The sequence below is a fragment of the Pedobacter albus genome (assembly GCF_036324255.1).
Lineage (GTDB): Bacteria > Bacteroidota > Bacteroidia > Sphingobacteriales > Sphingobacteriaceae > Pedobacter > Pedobacter albus.
In genome coordinates, this window is record NZ_JAZDQT010000001.1 from 566,667 (window position 1) to 587,293 (window position 20,627).

General features: G+C 44.3%; 18 protein-coding genes. 7 read left to right on the forward strand and 11 right to left on the reverse strand.

Translation table 11 applies throughout. From position 1 onward, the window contains the following. Window positions 1-145: 145 nt before the first annotated feature. The 5 genes from VRU48_RS02380 (at window position 146) to VRU48_RS02400 (ending at window position 4,510) form a co-directional block, all read left to right on the forward strand. Window positions 146-1,531 carry a dicarboxylate/amino acid:cation symporter gene (locus VRU48_RS02380; RefSeq protein WP_330106326.1) on the forward strand — a complete coding sequence of 462 codons (1,386 nt, stop codon included), beginning with the start codon at window positions 146-148 and terminating at the stop codon, window positions 1,529-1,531. A 24-nt stretch (window positions 1,532-1,555) separates the two neighbouring features. Then, on the forward strand, window positions 1,556-2,062 hold the full coding sequence (locus tag VRU48_RS02385) for a hypothetical protein (protein WP_330106327.1): 507 nt from the start codon (window positions 1,556-1,558) through the stop codon (window positions 2,060-2,062). Then, window positions 2,062-2,574, forward strand: a complete 513-nt coding sequence (locus VRU48_RS02390; RefSeq protein WP_330106328.1) for a hypothetical protein — start codon at window positions 2,062-2,064, stop codon at window positions 2,572-2,574. The genes VRU48_RS02385 and VRU48_RS02390 overlap by 1 nt, the downstream gene beginning before the upstream one ends. Window positions 2,575-2,643: 69 nt before the next feature. Continuing rightward, window positions 2,644-3,006: a BlaI/MecI/CopY family transcriptional regulator gene (locus VRU48_RS02395; RefSeq protein WP_199138677.1), complete on the forward strand. Its 363-nt coding sequence runs from the start codon at window positions 2,644-2,646 to the stop codon at window positions 3,004-3,006. A 4-nt stretch (window positions 3,007-3,010) separates the two neighbouring features. After that, entirely contained in the window at window positions 3,011-4,510 is a 1,500-nt protein-coding gene (locus tag VRU48_RS02400) for a M56 family metallopeptidase (RefSeq protein ID WP_330106329.1), read from the forward strand. Between the two features lie 111 nt (window positions 4,511-4,621). Here the strand turns inward: VRU48_RS02400 and VRU48_RS02405 are convergent, their stop codons facing one another. The 6 genes from VRU48_RS02405 to VRU48_RS02430 form a co-directional block, all read right to left on the reverse strand. Then, a complete protein-coding gene (locus VRU48_RS02405) occupies window positions 4,622-7,276 on the reverse strand; it encodes a TonB-dependent receptor (RefSeq protein ID WP_330106330.1) in 2,655 nt (884 codons plus the stop codon). 22 nt (window positions 7,277-7,298) lie between these two features. Next, window positions 7,299-8,243, reverse strand: a complete 945-nt coding sequence (locus VRU48_RS02410; protein ID WP_330106331.1) for a GLPGLI family protein — start codon at window positions 8,241-8,243, stop codon at window positions 7,299-7,301. 93 nt (window positions 8,244-8,336) lie between these two features. Beyond that, window positions 8,337-9,197, reverse strand: coding sequence for a GLPGLI family protein (locus VRU48_RS02415; RefSeq protein ID WP_330106332.1), 861 nt, complete (start codon window positions 9,195-9,197; stop codon window positions 8,337-8,339). A 13-nt stretch (window positions 9,198-9,210) separates the two neighbouring features. Further along, the gene (locus VRU48_RS02420) at window positions 9,211-10,044 is read right to left on the reverse strand and encodes a GLPGLI family protein (protein WP_330106333.1); all 834 of its coding nucleotides are present in this window, start codon (window positions 10,042-10,044) and stop codon (window positions 9,211-9,213) included. Window positions 10,045-10,056: 12 nt separating this feature from the next. Then, window positions 10,057-10,953 (reverse strand): GLPGLI family protein, encoded by an 897-nt coding sequence (locus tag VRU48_RS02425; RefSeq protein ID WP_330106334.1) that lies wholly within the window; start codon window positions 10,951-10,953, stop codon window positions 10,057-10,059. An 86-nt stretch (window positions 10,954-11,039) separates the two neighbouring features. Continuing rightward, entirely contained in the window at window positions 11,040-11,921 is an 882-nt protein-coding gene (locus VRU48_RS02430; protein ID WP_330106335.1) for a GLPGLI family protein, read from the reverse strand. Between the two features lie 400 nt (window positions 11,922-12,321). Here VRU48_RS02430 and rplU point away from each other — a divergent pair, with 400 nt between their 5' ends. Next, window positions 12,322-12,633 (forward strand): 50S ribosomal protein L21, encoded by a 312-nt coding sequence (rplU, locus tag VRU48_RS02435; RefSeq protein ID WP_199138690.1) that lies wholly within the window; start codon window positions 12,322-12,324, stop codon window positions 12,631-12,633. 59 nt (window positions 12,634-12,692) lie between these two features. Next, window positions 12,693-13,139, forward strand: a complete 447-nt coding sequence (gene rpmA, locus VRU48_RS02440; RefSeq protein WP_330106336.1) for a 50S ribosomal protein L27 — start codon at window positions 12,693-12,695, stop codon at window positions 13,137-13,139. Between the two features lie 247 nt (window positions 13,140-13,386). Here rpmA and VRU48_RS02445 read toward each other — a convergent pair whose 3' ends face one another. The 5 genes from VRU48_RS02445 to VRU48_RS02465 all read right to left on the reverse strand — a co-directional run bounded on the left by VRU48_RS02445 (window position 13,387) and on the right by VRU48_RS02465 (window position 19,837). Further along, window positions 13,387-14,349, reverse strand: coding sequence for a polyprenyl synthetase family protein (locus tag VRU48_RS02445; RefSeq protein WP_330106337.1), 963 nt, complete (start codon window positions 14,347-14,349; stop codon window positions 13,387-13,389). Window positions 14,350-14,352: 3 nt separating this feature from the next. Beyond that, a complete protein-coding gene (locus tag VRU48_RS02450) occupies window positions 14,353-15,543 on the reverse strand; it encodes a carboxypeptidase-like regulatory domain-containing protein (protein WP_330106338.1) in 1,191 nt (396 codons plus the stop codon). Between the two features lie 11 nt (window positions 15,544-15,554). Beyond that, complete coding sequence (gene rnr, locus VRU48_RS02455) at window positions 15,555-17,687, reverse strand: ribonuclease R (protein ID WP_330106339.1); 2,133 nt, start codon at window positions 17,685-17,687, stop codon at window positions 15,555-15,557. Between the two features lie 141 nt (window positions 17,688-17,828). Then, window positions 17,829-19,553 (reverse strand): ABC transporter ATP-binding protein, encoded by a 1,725-nt coding sequence (locus VRU48_RS02460; RefSeq protein ID WP_330106340.1) that lies wholly within the window; start codon window positions 19,551-19,553, stop codon window positions 17,829-17,831. Beyond that, window positions 19,553-19,837, reverse strand: coding sequence for an Imm32 family immunity protein (locus tag VRU48_RS02465; RefSeq protein WP_330106341.1), 285 nt, complete (start codon window positions 19,835-19,837; stop codon window positions 19,553-19,555). Before VRU48_RS02465 ends, VRU48_RS02460 begins: the two co-directional genes overlap by 1 nt. Window positions 19,838-20,627: the final 790 nt, after the last annotated feature.

Genomic DNA, 20,627 nt, shown 5'->3' on the forward strand with positions numbered 1-20,627 from the left:
CTTTTGATGATCAACGATTAGATGTCCGGAATATAGTTTTGTTACGGCCCAAATATGTAAAATAACTAATGCTTTATCAACAATGTTTAGAGAATAATTTAATTATTGTAGTTTTACGGCTTCTATTCAAATGTAAACTTAACAAATGTCGAATAAGAACAAACTTACCCTCTTTATTTTCATAGCGCTGGTATTGGGCGTAGCCGTAGGTTATTATTTAAACGTTAATAATTTCAGCAAGCATAACGAAGTTATTGTAAGCGCCGATGCACAAATCAAGAAAATAGACGGACAATTGGGCGACATGACAGACACCACCGTGGTGCAGTATGCCCAGCTCAAAGCCCAAAAAGCGGCACAGGTGAAAATCCGCAAGGAAAACGAAACCCTGCGCGAGAAAAAGCTGGAGCCGTTTACCTTGCTGAGCGATATCTTTTTGAGATTGATCAAAATGATTGTTGCGCCCTTGGTGTTTACAACATTGGTAGTAGGGGTGGCCAAAGTAGGCGATATCAAAGCCGTAGGCCGTATTGGAGGCAAAACCATGTTGTGGTTTATCAGCGCTTCACTCATGTCGCTGTTGCTGGGTATGTTATTGGTGAATATTTTTAAGCCGGGACAGGCTATGCACCTGCCTTTGCCGAGCACCCATACCGATACCGGTATCAAGGCAACGGCCTTATCGGTTAAGGATTTTATCTCGCATATTTTTCCAAAAAGCTTTGCCGAATCGATGGCAACCAACGAAATTCTGCAGATTGTCGTGTTTTCATTGTTCTTTGGCGTAGCCACGGCGGCCGTTGGCGAAAAAGGCAAAGTGGTAATCGAATTTTTCGATTCGGTAGCGCATATCGTGCTTAAAGTAACGGGTTATGTAATGAACTTTGCGCCGTTTGCGGTATTTGGTGCCATGGCGGCCATCGTGGCCAAGCAGGGTATCAGCGTGCTGTCTACCTATGCTTTGTTTATCGGCGAGTTTTATTCGAGCATGCTCATTCTATGGCTGTTGCTTATTTTTATCGGCTATCTTATCCTCAAACGCAGGATCTTTAACCTGATGAACAGGATGAAAGAACCCGTAATGCTGGCTTTTAGTACCGCCAGTAGCGAAGCCGCCTACCCGAGAACCATGTTGCAATTGGAGCGTTTTGGCTGTAAAGACAAGATCGTAAGTTTTGTACTGCCTTTGGGCTATTCGTTTAATCTCGATGGTTCGATGCTGTACATGACCTTTGCTTCGCTGTTTATTGCGCAGAGCTATGGCATCCACCTGTCTTTCGAACAACAGATTACCATGTTGCTCATCCTGATGCTGACCAGTAAAGGCATTGCGGGCGTACCTCGTGCCTCATTGGTGGTAATTGCGGGTACCATTGCCACTTTTAATATTCCGGAGGCTGGTTTGGCCTTGCTTATTGGCATTGATCCGCTGTTGGATATGGGCCGTTCGGCAACCAACGTTATCGGCAATAGCATTGCTACGGCCGTGGTAAGCAAGTGGGAAGGCGAATTAACCGAACCTCTAGATTAGTTTTAAAGTTTTTAGCATACGGCAATGACAAGCAGGGCAAAGAAAGTTTTTTTGGCATCTACCATCGTAGTACCTTTTATTATTTATTGCATTATTTATTATGCACCCATTATCAGAAACGCACCCTTTAAAGCCAAGGAGTTTGTTTCGCTTGAGTATAAATGGGGGGCAGGAGATCACCTCGAAAATTCGTACAACTCGGCTACTGGCGAATACAAGTACCTGAACGATAAAGATTCGATGGTTACGAAGCATGTGATGCTGAACGAAAGGGACAAAAAGTTCTTAGACAGCAACGCCGATGTGCAGGGCTTTTGGAATTTGCCGGATGTGGTAGCCAATAGCGCAGAAGACCTCAAAAACTCTAAAGCACCACGCTTTTTTATGAAATTCAACTACCAGAAAAAATCTAAGGAAGTAACTTACCTGGCCGATTTTTCTGGTAATCCCAAAATGAAGGATGCGGCTGCCCAGATGCAGAAAATTATCGAGCAAACCATCAACGACCGCGAAGAAAAGGAGCGTAATTAATGATTTCGGCTTTTAAAAAGAACTGGTCGCTCATTAGCATTATTGCCGTTATCGTTATTGCCGGCATTGGAGGCTATTACGTAATCAGGCTTAAGCAAGGACCTTACCGGTCGTCCGATTTCGTTTCCATTCAGTACAGCTGGGGCCTCGGCGATACCTTGGTCAACAGCTACAATTCGGCTACCGGCCATTATCAGTACCTCAACAACAAAGATTCGCTGGTTGTCAACAAATTCAAGCTGCGCACCCACAACATGATCTATTTGCACAGCAAGGCTAACGAATTAAACTTATGGACGCTGCCCGATGTCATTGCCAACCGTGGTGCAGACCTGAAAAGCAACAAAATATTACGCTACGAAATGGTTTTCAATTACGTAAACAAGACCAAGAAGATTATTTTCATGAGCGATTACGACGGAGATCCCCAAATTGCACAAACAGCATCTGCACTCCAAAAACTGGTAGAAAGTACCATCACTGAGGCCGAAGACAGGTACACAAACCATTAGTTTACAAAGCTTTTCGAAAATTTTTCAGATTGCGGTTTATTTCGTATGTTTACGATATATTCGTAAATAATGGAAAAATTAACTGCACAGGAAGAAGAAGCAATGCTTGCCGTATGGCAGGCCGGCCCGGGTTTTATCAAAGACTTTATGGATGCCATGCCAGAGCCCAAACCTCCTTACACCACTTTGGCTTCAACCATCAAAAACCTCGAACGTAAGGGCTTTCTCAAAAGCGAGCGTTATGCCAATGCCAATCGCTATAGCGCCAAGGTAAAAGAAGCCGAGTATAAAAAGCGTTTCATGAGCGGTTTTGTAAACAGTTATTTCCAGAGCTCGTACAAAGAACTGGTTGCTTTTTTTGCCAAAGACAAGAAAATCAGTGCCGAAGAACTCAAAGAGATTATCAACCTGATCGAAAACCCTGAAAAGTAATGCCATGCCACACTTTTTTGTCATCTTGCTTAAAATAAACCTGGTACTGATCCTTTTTGGAGCGACTTATTACCTGGTTTTGCGCCGACTGACTTTTTATACGCTCAACCGTATATTTTTGGTTTTCGGTATTTTGTTTTCAACCGTTTACCCTTTCATTAACCTCACCGATTTTTTCCATAGCCAAAAAGAAATCAGCCAAAAGGTGGCTTTTGTGCCAGAGCTTAACCAAAAGGCGGCAGAACTGGTGCCCAGCCAATTCATCGCGCTCAACTGGCAATTGCTTACGGTTTTGTTTTATGCCGGTGTAGTGCTCATGGCCTTGAGGTTGCTGGTGCAGTTTATATCGCTGTACAGGATGCACCGCAGGTCGGCCCCGGGCCAAGTAGCCAATTATCCGGTAAGGGTATTGGAAGAGCCGGTGAGCCCCTTTTCGTTTTGGCAAACGGTTTACATCAATCCGTCGATGCACAAGGAAAAGGAACTGGCTACCATTTTGGAGCATGAAAAAGTACATGTAAAGCAATGGCATTCGCTGGATATTATTTTGGCCGAACTGAGCGTGGTTTTTTACTGGTTCAATCCTGGGGTTTGGCTGATGAAAAAAGCAGTTAAGGAAAACCTTGAGTTTATTACCGACGAAAAAATACTGAAAAAGGGAGTCGACAGAAAAACATATCAATACAGTTTGTTGGACGTAGGCAACTTAACGCCTTCTGTAGCCATCGTGAATAATTTTAACCTTTCCGATCTTAAAAAACGCATCAAGATGATGAACGCCAAACGTTCCTCGCGTTTAACCCTGAGTCGCTACCTGTTTGCCTTGCCTATATTGTTGCTAACTACCTTGGCCTTTACGGTAAGCAAAAAGGATATCGACAAACACTTGGCGCCGCTAACAGCTGCCATTGCCCATACCATTGCTGCTCAAGATACTACTGAAGTTGTTCCACAGCAGCAACAGCAAGCAGTTAGAAAAAGAAAACCCCAGGCTGTTGCAAGGCCAGCTGATAGTGTAACGGTAGCTGGCATCATGTTAAGACGTATCGATATCAATGCCGATTCGCTAAAAGCCGGCCATGTAGATTTACCCGGATTGCTTGATGATGAAAAGACAAGGGAAATGATTGTTGAGGCTTTAAAAGGAAAAGTACAAGGTAAAAATACCATGTTGGTTCGTAGAGATAGCCTTAGTGGAACTGGAATGATGAAGGGTAGAGTAAAAAGCGTGAAAATAGAGTTTAAAGGTAGGATAGGGCAACCTCTTGATAGAAGCGAATTTCCAAATGACCAGGTAATTGTAGTTAAAGGCTATGCCACTAAGAGAACGCCTAGCGATAGCACAACAATCAATGTTAGCGACCGATTGAATTATTATATAAACGGCGTAAAAGTGAGTGCAGAAGAAATGAAAAAATCGCTCGAACCCAAATTGGTTAAGGGAATTACGCTGAAAAAGAACGATAACCAAGAAACCAATTTTATGATAGAAACCAAACACTAAAACCCGTTCCTGCCCAAAACTGCAGCTCGGTTTGTTGGCGCAGCAATGAATGATATCCAATAGAAAAAGCCCCAGATTTGGGGCTTTTTTCATGGTTGTTTGTTTGGTTATTTAGAAATTAAAGGTGGCTTTGAGCATGGCTACACGCCCAGGGATGTAATAAGTGCCAGAGGTAAGCGAGTTGACGCTCAGGTTAATGGCTTCAAATTTCTTGACGTTGGCCAGATTGGTTAGGCCAAACTCCAGATCGGTTTTGATTTTTACGAACCTGTACCTTACGTTAAGATCGGCAAAAATGTATTTCAGATCTGGCTGACTGGCCTGATGCGTGAAGATATGCTCGGCGGTAAGGTTTACGAAAAGGCTTTTGAACATGGTGGTTGTAAGAGCCGATTGCTGTCTCAGTTGTTGGTATTTGGTGGTAATGGCATCGGCTTTAGACGATTTGCTGGTATTAACGGAGTAGTTGGCATTGTACGACCAGGTCATGAAACTAGTTAGCTTAGACTCGATACCCGCTTTATAATTCATGGTTTCTGAGGTAAAAGGCAAGAGCTCGTTGTTTAATAACTGATCAAGCTTGGTTTGGCTAAAGCTTACGCCACCATTAATCGTACTGCGCCAACTAAATAGGTATTTGCTGCTGTTGGCGCTTAACGAGAAGCTTTTAAGCTGGTTAGACAAAGGCAATACTATTCTTTGCTGAATGCTGTTGGTTAAGGTATAAGAAGAAATGGTATTGAGCGTGGTGTTGCTGTAGCCTGCATTGATCGAAAAAAAGAACATCTGCATTGCCTTGCGGAAATTAAAGCCGGCACCTGCAAAATGGGTCTTTTTCTCCGAAATAGGGGCGTCGTTGGCAAACAGCGAACGATAGTTCTTCAGGATGGTGCCACGATAAACCTCATCGAGCCCACCAAGGTCGTTTTTAAAGCCATAATTGGCAGTTACATAGTTTTCGATGCCGGTTTGGTACTTGATGTTAAAGACCGGGTTGATGAAAAGCTTTTCGAGGCTTTTGTCTAAGCTGTGGCTTGCATCGTTATAGTCGATTTTGTTGTAGCTGAGTGGTACGGATAAGCCAACTTTAAGTTTATCGCCTGCATACTCGTAATTCGCCTCTGCATAGGTTCTGAATTTGGTCCAGTCCAAATCGTTGGTCATATCGGCCGAAACCAGCTCGGTAGTTTGGTCGTTTTGGATGCGGTACAGTTCGGAACCCAATTTTTGGTTTTGCCAATTGAAGCCAGCCTTATAGGTTTGTGTAAACTTGCCGTTTACCAAAGCAAAGGAGAAGTAGTTGTTGGTAAACCAGGTAGGAAAGCTAATGTATTGGTTTAATCCGGCATAAGGCGTATTGTTGTTCAGGATGTTCTCGTTCAGGCCCGGCCTGATGTTGAGGGTTTCCGGCTGCGAACTCCGATCAACGTACGAATAGAAATTAACCATGGTGGATTTCAGTTTCCTTCGGTAATTGAACTCGTTAGAAATATCGTACATCCGTTGCGATAAAGACTGGTTGGCTCCAATGCCGTTGATAAAGACCTCCGAATTGGTTTTAAACGGATTGTAATCGGCAATAAAAGTATTGTTCAGGTAATGCGTTTCGGCATTGCTGTTCAAATTGAGCTGTGCATGCAGTTTCTGCGGATTAATGCTATTATTCTGCAATTCGGTATACCTGATGGTTTGTCCCGGCAGGTAAGTTTCCGAAAACTTGTTGTACTGCTGGTTCCTTTGGTCGTACAGGTAAGACACGTTGGCTTTCAGCTGCAGGTCTTGGTTAAACTTAAACAAATTGTTGAGGTTAATCAGTCCGGCTTTGTTAAACAGCGAACGGTTTTGGGGCAGGGTAGGCACGCCCGCTGCGCCCGCCGACAAAAAGTTGCCAGGTTTGTCGTTTTCCTGTCTTTTAAAGAAATCGTTGAAAGAAGTAAGGTCTATCCCTGGATCGATGCCGATGTTGTTGCCCTTGATGTTGTTGAGAAACTTGATGTTTTTCTTAAACATCATGGCATTGATGTTGCCGTCAAAACGATCTGGCGTACCTAAACCGGCTTTGATGTCGCCCATTATTTTGAGCCTGGCCTCGTCTTTCATCACCAGGTTAAGTGCTACATCGTCGCTCATGTTGTTTTTGCGTAGCATTTTAATCGGCTGGTCTTTTTCAATCACCTGAACCTTGTCTACAGCGCCATGTGGAACGCTTTTGGTGGCCACGCCGTACTTGTCGTCCAACAAGTTGTCGCCGTCAAAGTAGAAATTGGAAATGCTCTTGCCGTTATAGCTGATCTTTCCGTTTTCGGCCACCTCAATGCCTGGCATTTTTTTGAGCACGTCGCCAATGCTGCGGTCTTGCTTGTCGGCAAAATCAGAAGTCTTGTAGTTCAGCGTGTCGCCGTTTGAAGTAAGGGACGGCCTGTTTTTAACTACAACGGGTTTCAGGTTGATTTCGCTATCCTGCAACACCAGGTCGTAGCTTTGGTTAAGGCTGCTTATGGCGACGGCTTTTTTCTCATAGCCGATAATGGTGGCCTCAATGCTCAGGTCCTTGGTTTCGTCGCCAAGGCTCAAGCTGTACTCGCCTTTGGAGTCGGTTCTGGTAAAGCTGATGATGTTGCCGTCTTTGTCTTTCAGGTTTACGTTGGCCGATACAATGGGCGCACCTTTGCTATCCTTCACTTTTCCTTTGAGCTGTTTTTGGGCAAAAGCCGATACGTTGGCAAACAATAGGAAAAGCAAGGCGAGGATATATTGCTTTTTCATGGAATTCGGTTTAACGGTGAACTTATTTTTTCTCTGGCAGTTCTATCGGGTTGTTGATGGTGATTTTAACCGGACCAGCCGTGCCCGCAGGCCTCATTTGGGTGTTTGTGTTCATTTTAAACGATCCTTGGATGCCGCTATTGGCCAGCTGTGCATTCAAGAAGCCCTGTGGATCTTTATCTCTGGCTTCTTTCAGCTTGTCGAGTTCTTTTTGGGTGGTTTTAAGTGCATCGGCAGGCAATTTGATTTCGCTTCCCAAATAAGCATCGGCTCCATCCATGCCCATAACTTTTACGACATTACCGCTGATGGGTTTTTCTTCTATGGTAGTGGCAACATTGGTTTCGTCAACCTTGTCTATGCCCGCAAACTGAAACTGCACTTCCTTTTTCTCGTCGTAGGCCTCTACAATCAATCCCGGCAAACCGTTCAGTTTCCATGGTCCGCTCTGAAAAGGCATATCGGGCGCATACCAGGCAATCCAGTTTCTGCCCTTAAAATGGGTGGTTGCTTTTTGGCAATGTACGCCCGAAAAACTTGCGGTGTCTTTGGTAATTTTCCAACTGATTTTAGGCGCTTCCTCTTCAATCAGGTAGTTGTTAAATAGGCGTTCTTTGGTTACGAATTTGTTTTCCTTCACAAAAAAGAAATAATCCAATCCATTGGTAGGCTTAGAGGAAGTTCTTTTGATGCTGATGCTTTGTGGGCCACCTGCATTATTCCTGATCTGTTCCTGTAACTGCTGGTTCATAGCTATCGCGCTGTTCAGCTTGTCGTAGCTGGTGTAAACCGATGCGTTTTTGCCAATAACCAAAAGCATGTTCTCGGTATAAGGCTTATCGCGCTGGGTGGTGTCTTGGATATGTGTAAAACTGTATTTTACCCTGGCCAAGGCCTTGTCTGGGCTTTGTGCAAAAGCTGCCGTTGTAATAGCTGTTGCTAAAATGGTGCTTAAAATAGCTTTCATAATGTTGTGTTGGGTTTGTAATTAATTATTCGTAAATCTACGATTAATTCGTAGTTGTAAAGATGATTTAACATTTTTTAACGAATACTAGATTTAGAAACCAGATTGGGCCTTGACAAAGCCTCTAGGGTCTTTCTGAAAGGCTGCCCTGAGGTTGTCGAGTTCTTTTTTGGTGGTTTTAACTGCGTTTGTGGGCAGTTTAATGATGTTTTCGAAATAAGCGCCAGATACATCGATGCCGATCATTTGGTCAATGGCATTCATGTCGCCAGGGCGAGAATCAGGTCTTTTTCTTATATCGTCGATACGCTGAAAATCGCCTTCCTTGGCATCTGCTATGCCCGCAAAGCGGTAAGCAGTATCCTTAGATTCATCATAGGCCTCGATAATCAGTCCAGGCAGGCCATTCAGTTTCCAGGGGCCGTAGCGAAAGGGCAGGCTGGGTGCAAACCAGGCCGTCCAGTTTTTGCCTTCGAAACTGGCGGTGGCCTTTTGGCAATGTACACCCGAAAAGCTGGTGGTATCTTTGGTAATCTGCCATTTGATTTCAGGTACCTTTTCTTCGTATAAGTAACTTTGCAGGGATATGAATTCCTTGCCAAAAAGCCTGTTCTCTTGGGCAAAATAAAAATAAGAGGTCCGGTACATCCAATTGGTGGCATTGGCATCGGTAACAAAAGCTACTGGTTTGTTTGAACCGGCCCTGTTGGCAATCATGGCCCTAAACTTCTGATCTTCGGCTATCTCGTGTCTAATTTTGTCGAAGCTTGTGTACAAAGAGGCGTTCTTGCCTACAAAAAGGAGCATGTTATGGCTAATGGCCTTTCCGTTTTTCAAGGTGTCGTCTTTTTGGGTGTAGGTGTAGCTTACACGGGCAAGCACTTGGTCTGCCTTTTGTGCAAAACCATTGGTGCCAATCCATGTCAGTAAGAAAGCTATTGCTAATTGTTTCATCTGCTTGTCGTCGTTATTTTTTTTCGGGAAGTTCTATGGGGTTGTTGGTAACGGTTGGCCCCGCAATGCCGGTCATGCTCACGCCCATACGAATGTTCTTGCGGTCTGTACCGGTCATCGCCGAAGCAAAACCAATCGGGTCTTTTACAGAGAATTCTTTGATCCTGTTGTATTCCTTCATGTCGGTGCGCTTGGCATCTTTTGGCAGCTTGATATCTTTCTCGTAAAAGAAGCTGTCGCTATTGGTATTGGCTTCGGTTACCTTGTCCATGCCCGCAAAATGAAATTGGACCTGTTGCTTGTCGTCATAAGCCTCCACGATCAATCCCGGCAGGCCGTTCAATTTCCACGGACCGCTTTGAAATGGCAGTTCTGGTGCGTACCAGGCAATCCAGTTGCGGCCTTTAAAATAGGCGGTGGCTTTTTTGCAGGCTATGCCCGAAAAGCTGGCGGTATCTTTGGTGGTGGTCCAATTTATTTTGGGCGCATTTTCTTCAGCCAGGTATTCGTTATAGATTTTCTCTTTGATGAAAAACAGGTTTTCCTTCACAAAGAAATAATAGTCTTGAAACGATACGGGCTTAAAGGGCGCATTGGGAGCCGTAGGTTCGGGTTTGGCTTTTCCGTCGTCTACCAGTTTGCGGTTTAGCCGATCGAGGCTGGTATAAACCGAAGCGTTTTTGCCAATCACCAAAAGCATGTTCTCGGTGTAGGGGTTGTTCTTTTGGGTGGTATCTTTAACGTGTACAAAACTGTATTTGACACGCGCCAAAGCCTGATCCGGGTTTTGGGCAAAGGCCTGAAGCGAAAGTGCAAAGCATAGGCCGGTCATTAAGCTGGTTTTCATGTTGTTTAGGGGTTAGTTATGTTCGGGTAATTCTATTGGATTGTTAAAGGTGTTTTTAGAAGCGATTTCGGCCAATTTGTTGGTGCTGCTAATGGTAACGCCACTGTTGGCCATCTGGGCTTTTACAAAGCCCACAGGGTCTTTTGCCCGGGCTTCTTTCAGTTTGTTGAGCTCGGACACGGTTGTTCTGATGGCGTTGGTAGGCAATTTGATTTCTTTGCCCGCCAATGCGCTGGTTGTGGCAACGATGGTGTTTTCTGGATCTAATGCCGGTTTTTCGGCGACTTCCTCTTTGATGTTCTCGAAGCCAGCAAACAAGAACTGGACTTCCTTTTTATCGTCATAGGCCTCTATAATCAATCCGGGCAGACCATTGAGTTTCCATGGACCGCTCTGAAAAGGCAATTCGGGGGCGAACCAGGCCGTCCAGTTGCGACCCTTAAAATGGGCTGTGGCTTTTTTGCAGGCAATACCAGAAAAGCTGGCTGTGTCTTTGGTAATCTTCCAGCTGATTTTAGGCAAAGGCTCTTCAGTAAGGTAGATGTTGATGAGGAGCTCTCTGGTAAAAAGCTTGTTCTCTTTAAAGAAACTGTAAAACTCTACGGCCGAAGTAGGCTTAACCTTGCCTACATTGATGCGGATGGGCTCGCCGGGCGCAAGATTCTTTACCTGTTCTTCAAGTTGTCTTTTTCTTTCGATGTCTTGGGTGATTTTATCGAAACTGGCATAAACCGAGGCATTTTTGCCAATTAGCAAGGCCATGTTTTCGGTATAGGGATTAGCCCTGTTGGTGGTGTCCCTAATGTGCGAAAACGAATAGCTGACTTTGGCCAAGGCTTTTTCTGGCGATTGCGCCCAGGCCACGCTAGTACAAAAAAAGGCGATAAAGGTGATTTTTAAGGTTTTCATGTGAATAAGGATGATTTTTATGGCGTCTATTTCTACGAAAATTTCGTAAATAAGGACGTGTTTGATTTATGGTATTTGGACATAGGCTAGGGAAGTTCTATGGGATTATTCATGAAAACTACTTTTCTCGGTAGGTTAGGCTTGTTTTCGAGCAGCTTTGCGAAAGGCGTTCCGGCAAGTTGTGTTTTGGCAAAGCCGATAGGGTCTTCGGCATGGGCCATTTTTAATCTTTGCAGTTCTTCTTTGGTCGTTTTAATGGCATTGTTGGGTAGTTTGATGAAATCCGTCATCTCGGAAGTATCTATCATCTCGCCACTTATCTTATTGGTTTGGACTTTAGGCGTGCTTTCGGTTGTTTCAAAGCCATTGAACAGAAACTGGACGTCTTTTTTGCTGTCGTAAGCCTCAACGATTAAGCCAGGTAAGCCATTGAGTTTCCATGGCCCGCTTTGGAAAGGGATGCTGGATGCAAACCAGGCTATCCATGTTCTGCCTTTGAACAGCGCTATGGCTTTTTGGCATTTAAGTCCAGAGAAGCTGGCCGTATCTTTGGTGATTTCCCAATGGATAGGAGGGATTGTTTCTTCGGTGTAAAAGAAATTGATCATTTTTTCGCCGATGTTAAGCGTGTTGCTTGCACGGAAGCAATAAAAATCGGCCATGCTGGTGTTTGTTCTTTTTTGGGCCGAAATGGTAGCGCCATTTAAAGTGCCGCCATTGTTCTTGATCTGTTCGTTAACATGGCTCATGAAACCAACGGTTTGGTTAAGCCTGGTTTCGCTGGTATACCACGACGAACTTTTGCCCAGCATCAAAATCATGGCTTCGGTGTAGGGTGCATTTCGGTTATTGGTATCTCTCACATGAATGAAACTGTATTTTGCCCTGGCCAAGACTGGTTCCACATATTGCGCAACGGCCAAGGTGCTAAGCAACAGGGATGATGACGTAAACAAAAACCTTTTCATCTGCCACATTTATTTATGTTTCGTAAAACTACGAAATATTCGTAATAAAAGAAAATATTTCGATTATTTTTAGGGGTAGGCGATTGGCCGGGATAAAATGAGTTTGTTTTTGGCTGTACAACAGCACTTTCAAGCTAAACCCGATAGGAGCGAAAATACTTTTTGCCTTGAGGACTGATTGATGGCAGGCGGAAAATTGCAAAAAGATTGGAGCGGCTAGCGGGACTGTGCTGGCCTAGCAGCAGGAAACAAGCCTTTTCTTATTTTTGAAACCAGGCGTGTGGGCGGGAGAAGCATTTGTGCCTTAAATATTTTTGTTAAGCTATTGTGTTTGAAAATTAATTGTTCTATATTTGCACCTCGATAAAAAATAAAACAAGTCTAAAATAATTATTTAACAATGTACGCAATAGTAAATATAGCAGGACAGCAATTCAAAGTTGCAAAAGACCAGCACCTTTTTGTACACCGTTTACAAGGAGATGAGGGCGCTAGTATTGAATTTGACAATGTATTGTTGGTTGATAATGGTGGTAAGATTACAGTAGGCGTTCCTGCGGTAAAAGGTGCATCGGTTACAGCTAAAATCGTGTCTCATTTAAAAGGTGATAAAGTAATCGTTTTCAAAAAGAAACGTAGAAAAGGTTACAAAAAGAAAAATGGTCACCGCCAGTATTTCACCAAAATCCAGATTGAGAATATCACTCTGTAGTTAATTTTTTGTTTAATTCTGAGATTGGGCTTTCCAATCTGTAAAAAATATAAAAGAAAATGGCACATAAAAAAGGAGCCGGTAGTTCGAAAAACGGACGCGAATCGCATAGCAAGCGTTTAGGTATCAAAATTTTTGGTGGTCAACAAGCTATCGCTGGCAACATTATCGTTCGTCAACGTGGTACAAAACACCACCCAGACAAAGGCGTAGGTATTGGTAAAGACCATACTTTGTTCGCTTTGGTACCTGGTATCGTATTGTTCAAAAAGAAACGCGACAACAAATCTTATGTTTCTGTACTTCCAGTTGCTGACGATGCTCCAGTAAAAACTGCAGCACCTAAAAAAGCAGCCAAAGCCGCGAAACCAGTTGTTGAAGCAGCTGCAGCCGAAGCACCAGCTAAAAAAGCGCCTGCCGCTAAAAAAGAAGCAGCGCCTAAAGCCGCTAAAGCCCCTGCAAAGAAAGCAGCTAAAGCCGACGACGAAGCTCCAGCAGCAGAGTAAGCTTTAATTAGATATTATAAAAAAGCCTTGGTCAATTTGATCAGGGCTTTTTTGTTTTATGAGTTCATTGGCTCATTAGTTCATTGGCTCATTGGTTCATTGGGGATAGACTTGCAAAGTTTAACTTTTATACGCCGTTTAAAAACTTCGCAAGTCTATTTGGGCCTAACCCCGCCTTTTTAACCTTCGGCCTTCCGCCTTTGGCCCTTAAGCTTTAGTCTTTAAGCTTTGGTCTTTTGACCTACCATTACCGATCCCTTTCCATAATCTGTTGTACCAGCTCTCTGAATTGGGTTTTCTTTTCTTCGGCAACGGCTAGGGCATTTAGGGCCTGATGGGCTTTGTCGAGGTATTTATCCATTTCGGTGGTGGCCAGTTCCTTTACGCCGTATTTGTTGTACAATTGGGTTACCTGGCTTACTTTTTCTGCTTGTGCCAATGCCGTGCTGGTTAATGGAGCAGCTTCGTCAAGGGGTGCCAAAGCCAAGGTGGTAAGGTGCAGGAATGTTTTTTTGTTGGCCATGATATCGCCACCAACTTGTTTGCCGAATTTCTCTGGATTGCCGTAAACATCCAGGATGTCGTCTTGCAACTGGAAGGCAACACCCAAATTTTCTCCAAAATTATAGAGCAATTCTGCATCGGCCATGCTGGCTCCGCCAACAATAGCACCCAGTTTCATGGCGCCACCCAAGAGCACTGCTGTTTTTAGGCGAATCATTTCAATGTATTCGGCTATGCTTACATCGCTTCGCTGCTCAAATTCCATATCGAGCTGCTGGCCTTCGCAAACGCCTTGTGCAGTTGCGTTAAAGGTATCTAGCACGGGTTTTAACACGTTTACGTCTACTTTGGAGAGGTGTTTGTTCGATTCGACCATCATCACATCGCCACTGAGGATGGCATTGTTGCTGCCCCATTTTTCGTGCACGGTTTGTTTGCCTCTGCGCAATGGGGCATTGTCCATAATATCGTCGTGCACCAGGGTGAAATTATGAAAAGTTTCTATGGCCAATGCTACATCCAAGGCCTTGTTGATCTCGTCGGTAAAAAGTTCGGTAGCCATGAGCACCATTACCGGCCTTATTCTTTTGCCACCCAGGCTCATGATATAGCGAATGGGTTCATACAAATCGGCAGGGTGTGCAGGATATACTATTTTGGGAATGGCGTTTTCTATAATTTCTTGTAGTTGTGTAGGACTGTGCATTACTTAAGGGTTAGTCATGGTACCGAAAGCGGCTTTGCTTTCCATCATTTTGATAAAAGAATCTTCTAAAGTAGTTTGTTTTACAATGGGGTTGTTCCTCCAAAAGCTAGGGTCATATTTTATGGATTCGATGACCGTTTTATCTTTTGTTCGGCGGTTAAGCGCCTCAAATTGTTGGTCTTTTAAATCGTTGTCTATGTTGTAAACGGTTAGCAACGAGCTAATACCCGGATTGATTTCCCGGCCTTTTACGTTGAGGCTGAGGTACATTTTGGTAGAAACGCTTTCCAATACCGGAATAGGGTGGGCAGCTCCGTTAAAAGTAGCTACCGTGGTAACGATAGGGGGGAACTTGGCGCTGGCACGAGAAAGCCTGATAGGCAAATTGAATACGCTGTTTTCGAGCCGGTAGATATTCGAATCGTCAAGTCCGACATAATACGTAGAATTTACATAATACAGGTTGCTTTTCCCCTTTTTGTATTTGCAGGAAACCACTGCTATCTTTTGGTCGGCTTGTTCGATGTATTTTTCGATGTTGATTTCATAATCGGCCAATGTATTCAGGTTCACGAATTTTCCGCCTTTGTCTGGAAAAAGATAGCCGCTAACCGTGAAGGTATAATAGGATTGGTTATCGAGCGAAAATGCTGCCTGATCGTCCAGTTGGGCAAAACGGCTTTGTTTGGCAATCCAGCCCTGTACACGTTTGGGGCTCCATTGCAGGTCGAAAAAGAGCTCGTAAATCTGGCTCGGCTTGCCGTTTAGGGTGGTTAATTGCCTGTAAAAAGCATTGAGGTAAGAATTATTGTTTTCGTAGGTCTTGGCTTTTTCAAAGGCTGCCTTTAAAATACGCTGACCTTGATAAGGATCGATGGTTACCGTGTTCAAACTGATGCTGGCCGGTTTTAGCTTGACAATGATCGCACTGTTGCTGCTTTCTTGCAATATCCTATCGCTGGTTAAATAGCTTACGTGGCTGCAACGCAGCTTGGCAGGATAGGTTGGCGCCTTGAGTACAAAATCGCCGTTCTCATTGCTAACAGAAGCATTGTTGGTGCCCAAAATGCCCACCGATACAAAAGGAATACCAGCGCCACTGGCTTCGTCTACCACACGGCCCTGCAAAAGGTTTTGCGCCTGGGCGGCAACGACAAGAAAGAGCAATACCATAAAGATGGTCAGTTTTTTCATAGGCTGCTAAACTATTGTTGTACTAACGAAAAATCTATTTGTCGCTTAGAAAGATCCACTTTCTTTACTTTGATTTGCACTTCGTCGCCCAATTGGTATTTTTTCTTTTTACGCTGGCCAACTATGCAGTAGTTCTTTTCGTCCAATACGTAAAAATCGTCCGAAATATCGCGTAAACGCACCATGCCTTCGCATTTGTTTTCGATGATTTCTACATACATTCCCCATTCGGTAACGCCAGAAATAATGCCCATGTAGGTTTTGCCCACATTTTCTTCGAGGTATTCGGCCTGTTTGTATTTTACCGAAGCTCTTTCGGCATCGGCGGCGCGTTTTTCCATGGCCGATGAATGTACGCTGGCGGCTTCGTATGCTTCGGCATCGGCCGATTTGCCACCATCGAGGTAGAGGGCCAGCAAGCGGTGTACCATGACATCGGGATAACGCCTAATGGGCGAGGTAAAGTGGGTATAATAATCGAATGCCAAGCCGTAGTGGCTTGTTTTTTTGGTGGTGTAAATGGCTTTGGCCATCGAGCGGATTGCCAATTGGGTCAAGATGTTCTGCTCTTTTTTGCCTTCTACGTCTTCCATCAGGTAGTTGAGCGATTTGGCAATTTCCTTGTCGCTTTTCATGTTGATCTTGTAGCCAAAACGTGATGCAAAACTGGCGAAACTGTTCAGGTTTTCGAGGTTCGGCGCATCGTGAACACGGTAAACAAAAGTATATTTCTGTTTCCCTTTTCCTTTTTTGGCAATAAACTCGGCCACTTTTCTGTTGGCCAGCAACATGTAGTCTTCAATCAGCTTATGGGCATCCTTGCGCTCTTTTACATATACGCCGATAGGTTTTCCAGTTTCGTCGAGCTTGAATTTTACTTCTGTGCTTTCGAAGCTGATGGCGCCGTTTTTAAACTTCCGTTCTCTTAAAATATAGGCAAGTTCGTTCAATTTGAGGATTTCTTCGGCGAAATCACCGGTTTTGGTTTCGATTACTTCTTGGGCTTCTTCGTAGGTAAAGCGCCTGTCTGAATGGATTACCGTGCGACCAAACCATTCGTTTTGGATGTTGGCATGTTCGTCTAATTCGAAAACCGCGGCAAAGCAGAGCTTATCTTCATGCGGACGTAGCGAGCACACCCCATTGCTGAGGCGCTCGGGCAACATCGGAATAACACGGTCTACCAAATATACCGAAGTGGCACGCTCATAAGCTTCCTTGTCGAGCATGCTTTTAGGCAGTACATAATGCGATACGTCGGCAATGTGAATGCCGATTTCGTAATTGCCGTTGGGCAGTTTTTTAAAGGAAATGGCGTCGTCAAAATCCTTGGCATCAATAGGGTCAATGGTAAAGGTTACGGTATTCCTAAAATCCCTTCTCCCTTTGATTTCGGCTTCGCTCACCTGTTCGGGAATGGCATTGGCTTCGGCCTCCACTTCGGCCGGAAAACTAAGTGGAAAACCATATTGAGCCAATATGGCATTCATTTCGGTATTGTTCTCGCCTTGTTCGCCCAAAACATTGATGATTTTCCCGATCGGGTTTTTGGCACCTTCGGGCCAGTCGGTAATGCTTACCTGAACTTTTTGTCCGTTTTTGGCGCCGTTAAGGTCGTTTAAAGGCACAAAGATATCGTGTAGCATCTTGCGGTCGTCGGGAATAACAAAAGCGAAACGTTCCGATACCTTGGCCACGCCAATAAAATCGGTTTTTAAACGGGTGATGATTTCTACGACTTCGCCTTCGTTTTTGCGACCTGTTTTTTTCTTGAAAACGTAAACCTTTACTTTATCGCCGTGAAGGGCGTTGCGCAGCTTTCTTGGGGCTACGTAAATATCTTTTTCAAACTCATCGTCGGGTACGATAAAGGCAGAGCCGTCGGCAGTCATATCCACCGTGCCCACCACGAATGTTTTGAGGTCTTTTAAGCGGAACTTGCCTCTTTCGGGTTGTGTAAAGAGCCCTTTGTCTACCTGTTCTTTTAATACTTCGAGAATGGTATCGGTAGAGGCAACGTCTTTCAGGTTTAGCTTGGCCGCAACTTGCTTATGGTTAAGCGCTACATTTTTGTTTTTTTCGAATATATCGCTAATCAATTGGGTCAGAACCTGTTTGATGTGAGCGGATTTGTGTTTTGCCATAGCATGTATTTGTGTTGTTCACAATATAGCAAATGTATGTTTAGCTTGGGCTATTTTTGGAGAGAAATAACACGGCTATAACATATCACAGGGCCTTAAGGTTAGTATTCGGCTTGGATTGGGTCTTGAAAAACAGGAAAACTAACTGGCCAATGGCGTTGCCGTTTTTCCGGGGATGGCATCAATAAGCTTTTGGGTATAGGCGGCTTTCGGATGGTTGTAAATATCGTCCGGAAAACCTTCTTCCTCGATTTTTCCTTTGTTCATCACAATCATGCGGTCCGAGATGTGCTTAACTACCGCCAAATCGTGCGAAATAAAGATGTAGGTTAGGCCAAATTCCTGTTGCAGTTCGCGCAAAAGATTAAGCACCTGGGCTTGTACCGATACATCGAGTGCCGAAACAGATTCATCGCAAATGATAAATTTGGGTTGCAGGGCCAGGGCGCGGGCAATAACGATGCGTTGGCGCTGTCCGCCAGAAAACTCGTGCGGATAGCGATCGAAATGCTCTGGTTTGAGGTTTACTTTTTCGAGCAGGCCCAATACGTGCGCCTTTCTCTCCTGATCGTTTTTAAAGAGGCCATGCACCTGCAAAGGCTCCATAATGGAGTTGCCTACGGTTATTTTGGGGTTGAGCGAAGAGTAGGGGTCTTGAAAGATAATCTGGATATCCCGGCGCATTTTGCGGAGTTCACTTCTGCCCAGTTGGGTAAGGTCGGTGCCGTTAAAAAGCAATTTACCAGAAGTAGGCTCTACCAAACGCAATATGCTTCGCCCCAGGGTGGTTTTGCCACAACCCGATTCGCCCACCAAACCAAGCGTTTCGCCGGGGTAAACCTTTAAACTGATATCGTCGACTGCTTTTACATAGTTTTTGCGCTTGCCGAACAATCCCTTGTTGATGGGGTACCAGGTACAAAGATTTTGTACTTCGAGCAAGGGTTTTTGTTGGTATAGCTGTTCGCGCCTTTGCCTAATTTCTGCTTCGGTATAACTGTTGATTTCGAGCTGATGCTGCAGGGCGACATCCTTGTTTTCGTTTAGGAAATCGGCTACGGTAGGCAGCTTTTTGAGTCGTCGTTGCGGAGAAGGCCTGCAGGCCAATAAGCCTTTGGTGTAGGGGTGTTGCGGATTTTGGAACAGTTCCTTGGCAGGGCCCTGTTCAACGATATCGCCTTTGTACATCACCAAAAGTTCGTCGGCAATTTCGCTGATGACGCCCAAATCGTGCGAAATGAAGATGAGGCCCATGTTGCGCTCGGCTTTGAGGCGCAACAATAAATCGAGGATGGTTTTTTGTACGGTTACATCCAGGGCGGTAGTCGGCTCGTCGGCAATGAGCAGTTCCGGATTGCAGCTCAAGGCCATAGCAATCATCACGCGCTGTTTTTGTCCACCAGAAAGCTGGTGCGGATAGCTTTCGAAAATCTGTTCGGGTCTGGGTAACTGTACTTCCTTAAAAAGGGCGATGGTTTTATCTTTTGCCGTTTGCTTGTCTATTTTTTGATGGAGCATGATGGCTTCCTGCACCTGATAGCCACAAGTGAATACCGGATTGAGCGAAGTCATGGGCTCCTGAAAAATCATGGAGATTTTGTTGCCCCTGAAATTTCTGATTTCGTTATCGGAAAGGTTGAGCAGGCTGCTGTTTTCGAAATCTATTTCGCCGTTGATGTGCGTGTTTTTTGAATCGTGCAAGCGCATAATGGAGAAAGAGGTAACCGATTTACCGGAACCCGATTCGCCTACGATGCCCAATACTTTGCCCTTGTCGAGCTTAAAGCTGATTTTGTGCACGGCTTCGGTCCAGGTTTTGTCTTCCTGGCTATAAAATTCGATGGCGAGTTCCTTGACGTTTAGCATTAGCTTTTTTCGATTATAAGATTTTTGGAGCCAGTTTCTAAGCCACTGTGTTCGTCAAGATGAAAATGGCAGCTTGATGGGACATTGTCGTGAGCCAAAGTCAGCAATTGCTTTGCTAAAGAAATTAAACCAGCCCGATTTGCTTTAATAACGATTTCATTGTCAATGATTTCGGTTTCTATTTCAAATCCATCTTCCCAGATGCTTCGCAAGCCTTGTTCAGTGCTGTATTCGGGGATGTTTAGCTTTATTTCCATCTGCTTCACTAAGATAGTGTTTTTCATCCACGTTTTGTGATTATAATCCTTTCATTTAGCTCGAAATGTAGGTCTGTGCGCCACAGACCTTGGTGTTTTTTTACTTTTCGCCAAAGAATGTTTTCATCCACGGCTTGTGGCCCACAAATCGTTTTGCGATTATAGTCTTTTGGTTTAATTCGAAGTATAGGTCTGTGGGCCACAGACCTAGGTTGTTTATCAACTTTACTTGGGCAATGTTTTTCATCCACGGTTTGTGGCCTACAAATCGTTTTGCGATTATAATCTTTTGGTTTCGTTCGAAGTATAGGCCTGTGAGCCACAGACCTTGGTTGTTTATCAACTTTACTTGGGCAATGTTTTTCATCCACGGTTTGTGGCACACAAAATGTTTTGCGATTATAATCTTTTGGTTTAGTTCGAAGTATAGGTCTGTGGGCCACAGACCTTGGTTGTTTATCAACTTTGCCTGGACAATGTTTTTCATCCACGGCTTGTGGCCCACAAATCGTTTTGCGATTATAATCTTTTAGCGTAGTTCGAAGGCGGGTCTGTGGGCCACAGACCTCGGTTACTTATTTACTTCACCAAAGTAATGTTTTCTTCGGGAATTGCATTTAAGCCTTTCATCCACGGTTTGTGGCCCACAAACCGTTTTGAGATTATAATCTTTTAGCTTAGTTCGAAGGTGGGTCTGTGGGCCACAGGCCTTGGTTGTTTATCAACTTTACTTAGGCAATGTTCTTCATCCACGGTTTGTGGCCCACAAATCGTTTTGCGATTATAATCTTTTAGCTTAGTTCGAAGGTAGGTCTGT

Excerpts from the sequence above, each read along its gene's own strand:
- VRU48_RS02390 (WP_330106328.1), top strand. The coding sequence starts at position 2,062 with ATGATTTCGGCTTTTAAAAAGAACTGGTCGCTCATTAGCATTATTGCC.
- VRU48_RS02395 (WP_199138677.1), top strand. The coding sequence starts at position 2,644 with ATGGAAAAATTAACTGCACAGGAAGAAGAAGCAATGCTTGCCGTATGG.
- VRU48_RS02405 (WP_330106330.1), bottom strand. The coding sequence starts at position 7,276 with ATGAAAAAGCAATATATCCTCGCCTTGCTTTTCCTATTGTTTGCCAAC.
- VRU48_RS02420 (WP_330106333.1), bottom strand. The coding sequence starts at position 10,044 with ATGAAAACCAGCTTAATGACCGGCCTATGCTTTGCACTTTCGCTTCAG.
- VRU48_RS02380 (WP_330106326.1), top strand. The coding sequence starts at position 146 with ATGTCGAATAAGAACAAACTTACCCTCTTTATTTTCATAGCGCTGGTA.
- VRU48_RS02415 (WP_330106332.1), bottom strand. The coding sequence starts at position 9,197 with ATGAAACAATTAGCAATAGCTTTCTTACTGACATGGATTGGCACCAAT.
- rnr (WP_330106339.1), bottom strand. The coding sequence starts at position 17,687 with ATGGCAAAACACAAATCCGCTCACATCAAACAGGTTCTGACCCAATTG.
- rplU (WP_199138690.1), top strand. The coding sequence starts at position 12,322 with ATGTACGCAATAGTAAATATAGCAGGACAGCAATTCAAAGTTGCAAAA.
- VRU48_RS02425 (WP_330106334.1), bottom strand. The coding sequence starts at position 10,953 with ATGAAAACCTTAAAAATCACCTTTATCGCCTTTTTTTGTACTAGCGTG.
- VRU48_RS02460 (WP_330106340.1), bottom strand. The coding sequence starts at position 19,553 with ATGCTAAACGTCAAGGAACTCGCCATCGAATTTTATAGCCAGGAAGAC.
- VRU48_RS02410 (WP_330106331.1), bottom strand. The coding sequence starts at position 8,243 with ATGAAAGCTATTTTAAGCACCATTTTAGCAACAGCTATTACAACGGCA.
- VRU48_RS02445 (WP_330106337.1), bottom strand. The coding sequence starts at position 14,349 with ATGCACAGTCCTACACAACTACAAGAAATTATAGAAAACGCCATTCCC.
- VRU48_RS02450 (WP_330106338.1), bottom strand. The coding sequence starts at position 15,543 with ATGAAAAAACTGACCATCTTTATGGTATTGCTCTTTCTTGTCGTTGCC.
- VRU48_RS02465 (WP_330106341.1), bottom strand. The coding sequence starts at position 19,837 with ATGAAAAACACTATCTTAGTGAAGCAGATGGAAATAAAGCTAAACATC.
- rpmA (WP_330106336.1), top strand. The coding sequence starts at position 12,693 with ATGGCACATAAAAAAGGAGCCGGTAGTTCGAAAAACGGACGCGAATCG.
- VRU48_RS02400 (WP_330106329.1), top strand. The coding sequence starts at position 3,011 with ATGCCACACTTTTTTGTCATCTTGCTTAAAATAAACCTGGTACTGATC.
- VRU48_RS02430 (WP_330106335.1), bottom strand. The coding sequence starts at position 11,921 with ATGAAAAGGTTTTTGTTTACGTCATCATCCCTGTTGCTTAGCACCTTG.
- VRU48_RS02385 (WP_330106327.1), top strand. The coding sequence starts at position 1,556 with ATGACAAGCAGGGCAAAGAAAGTTTTTTTGGCATCTACCATCGTAGTA.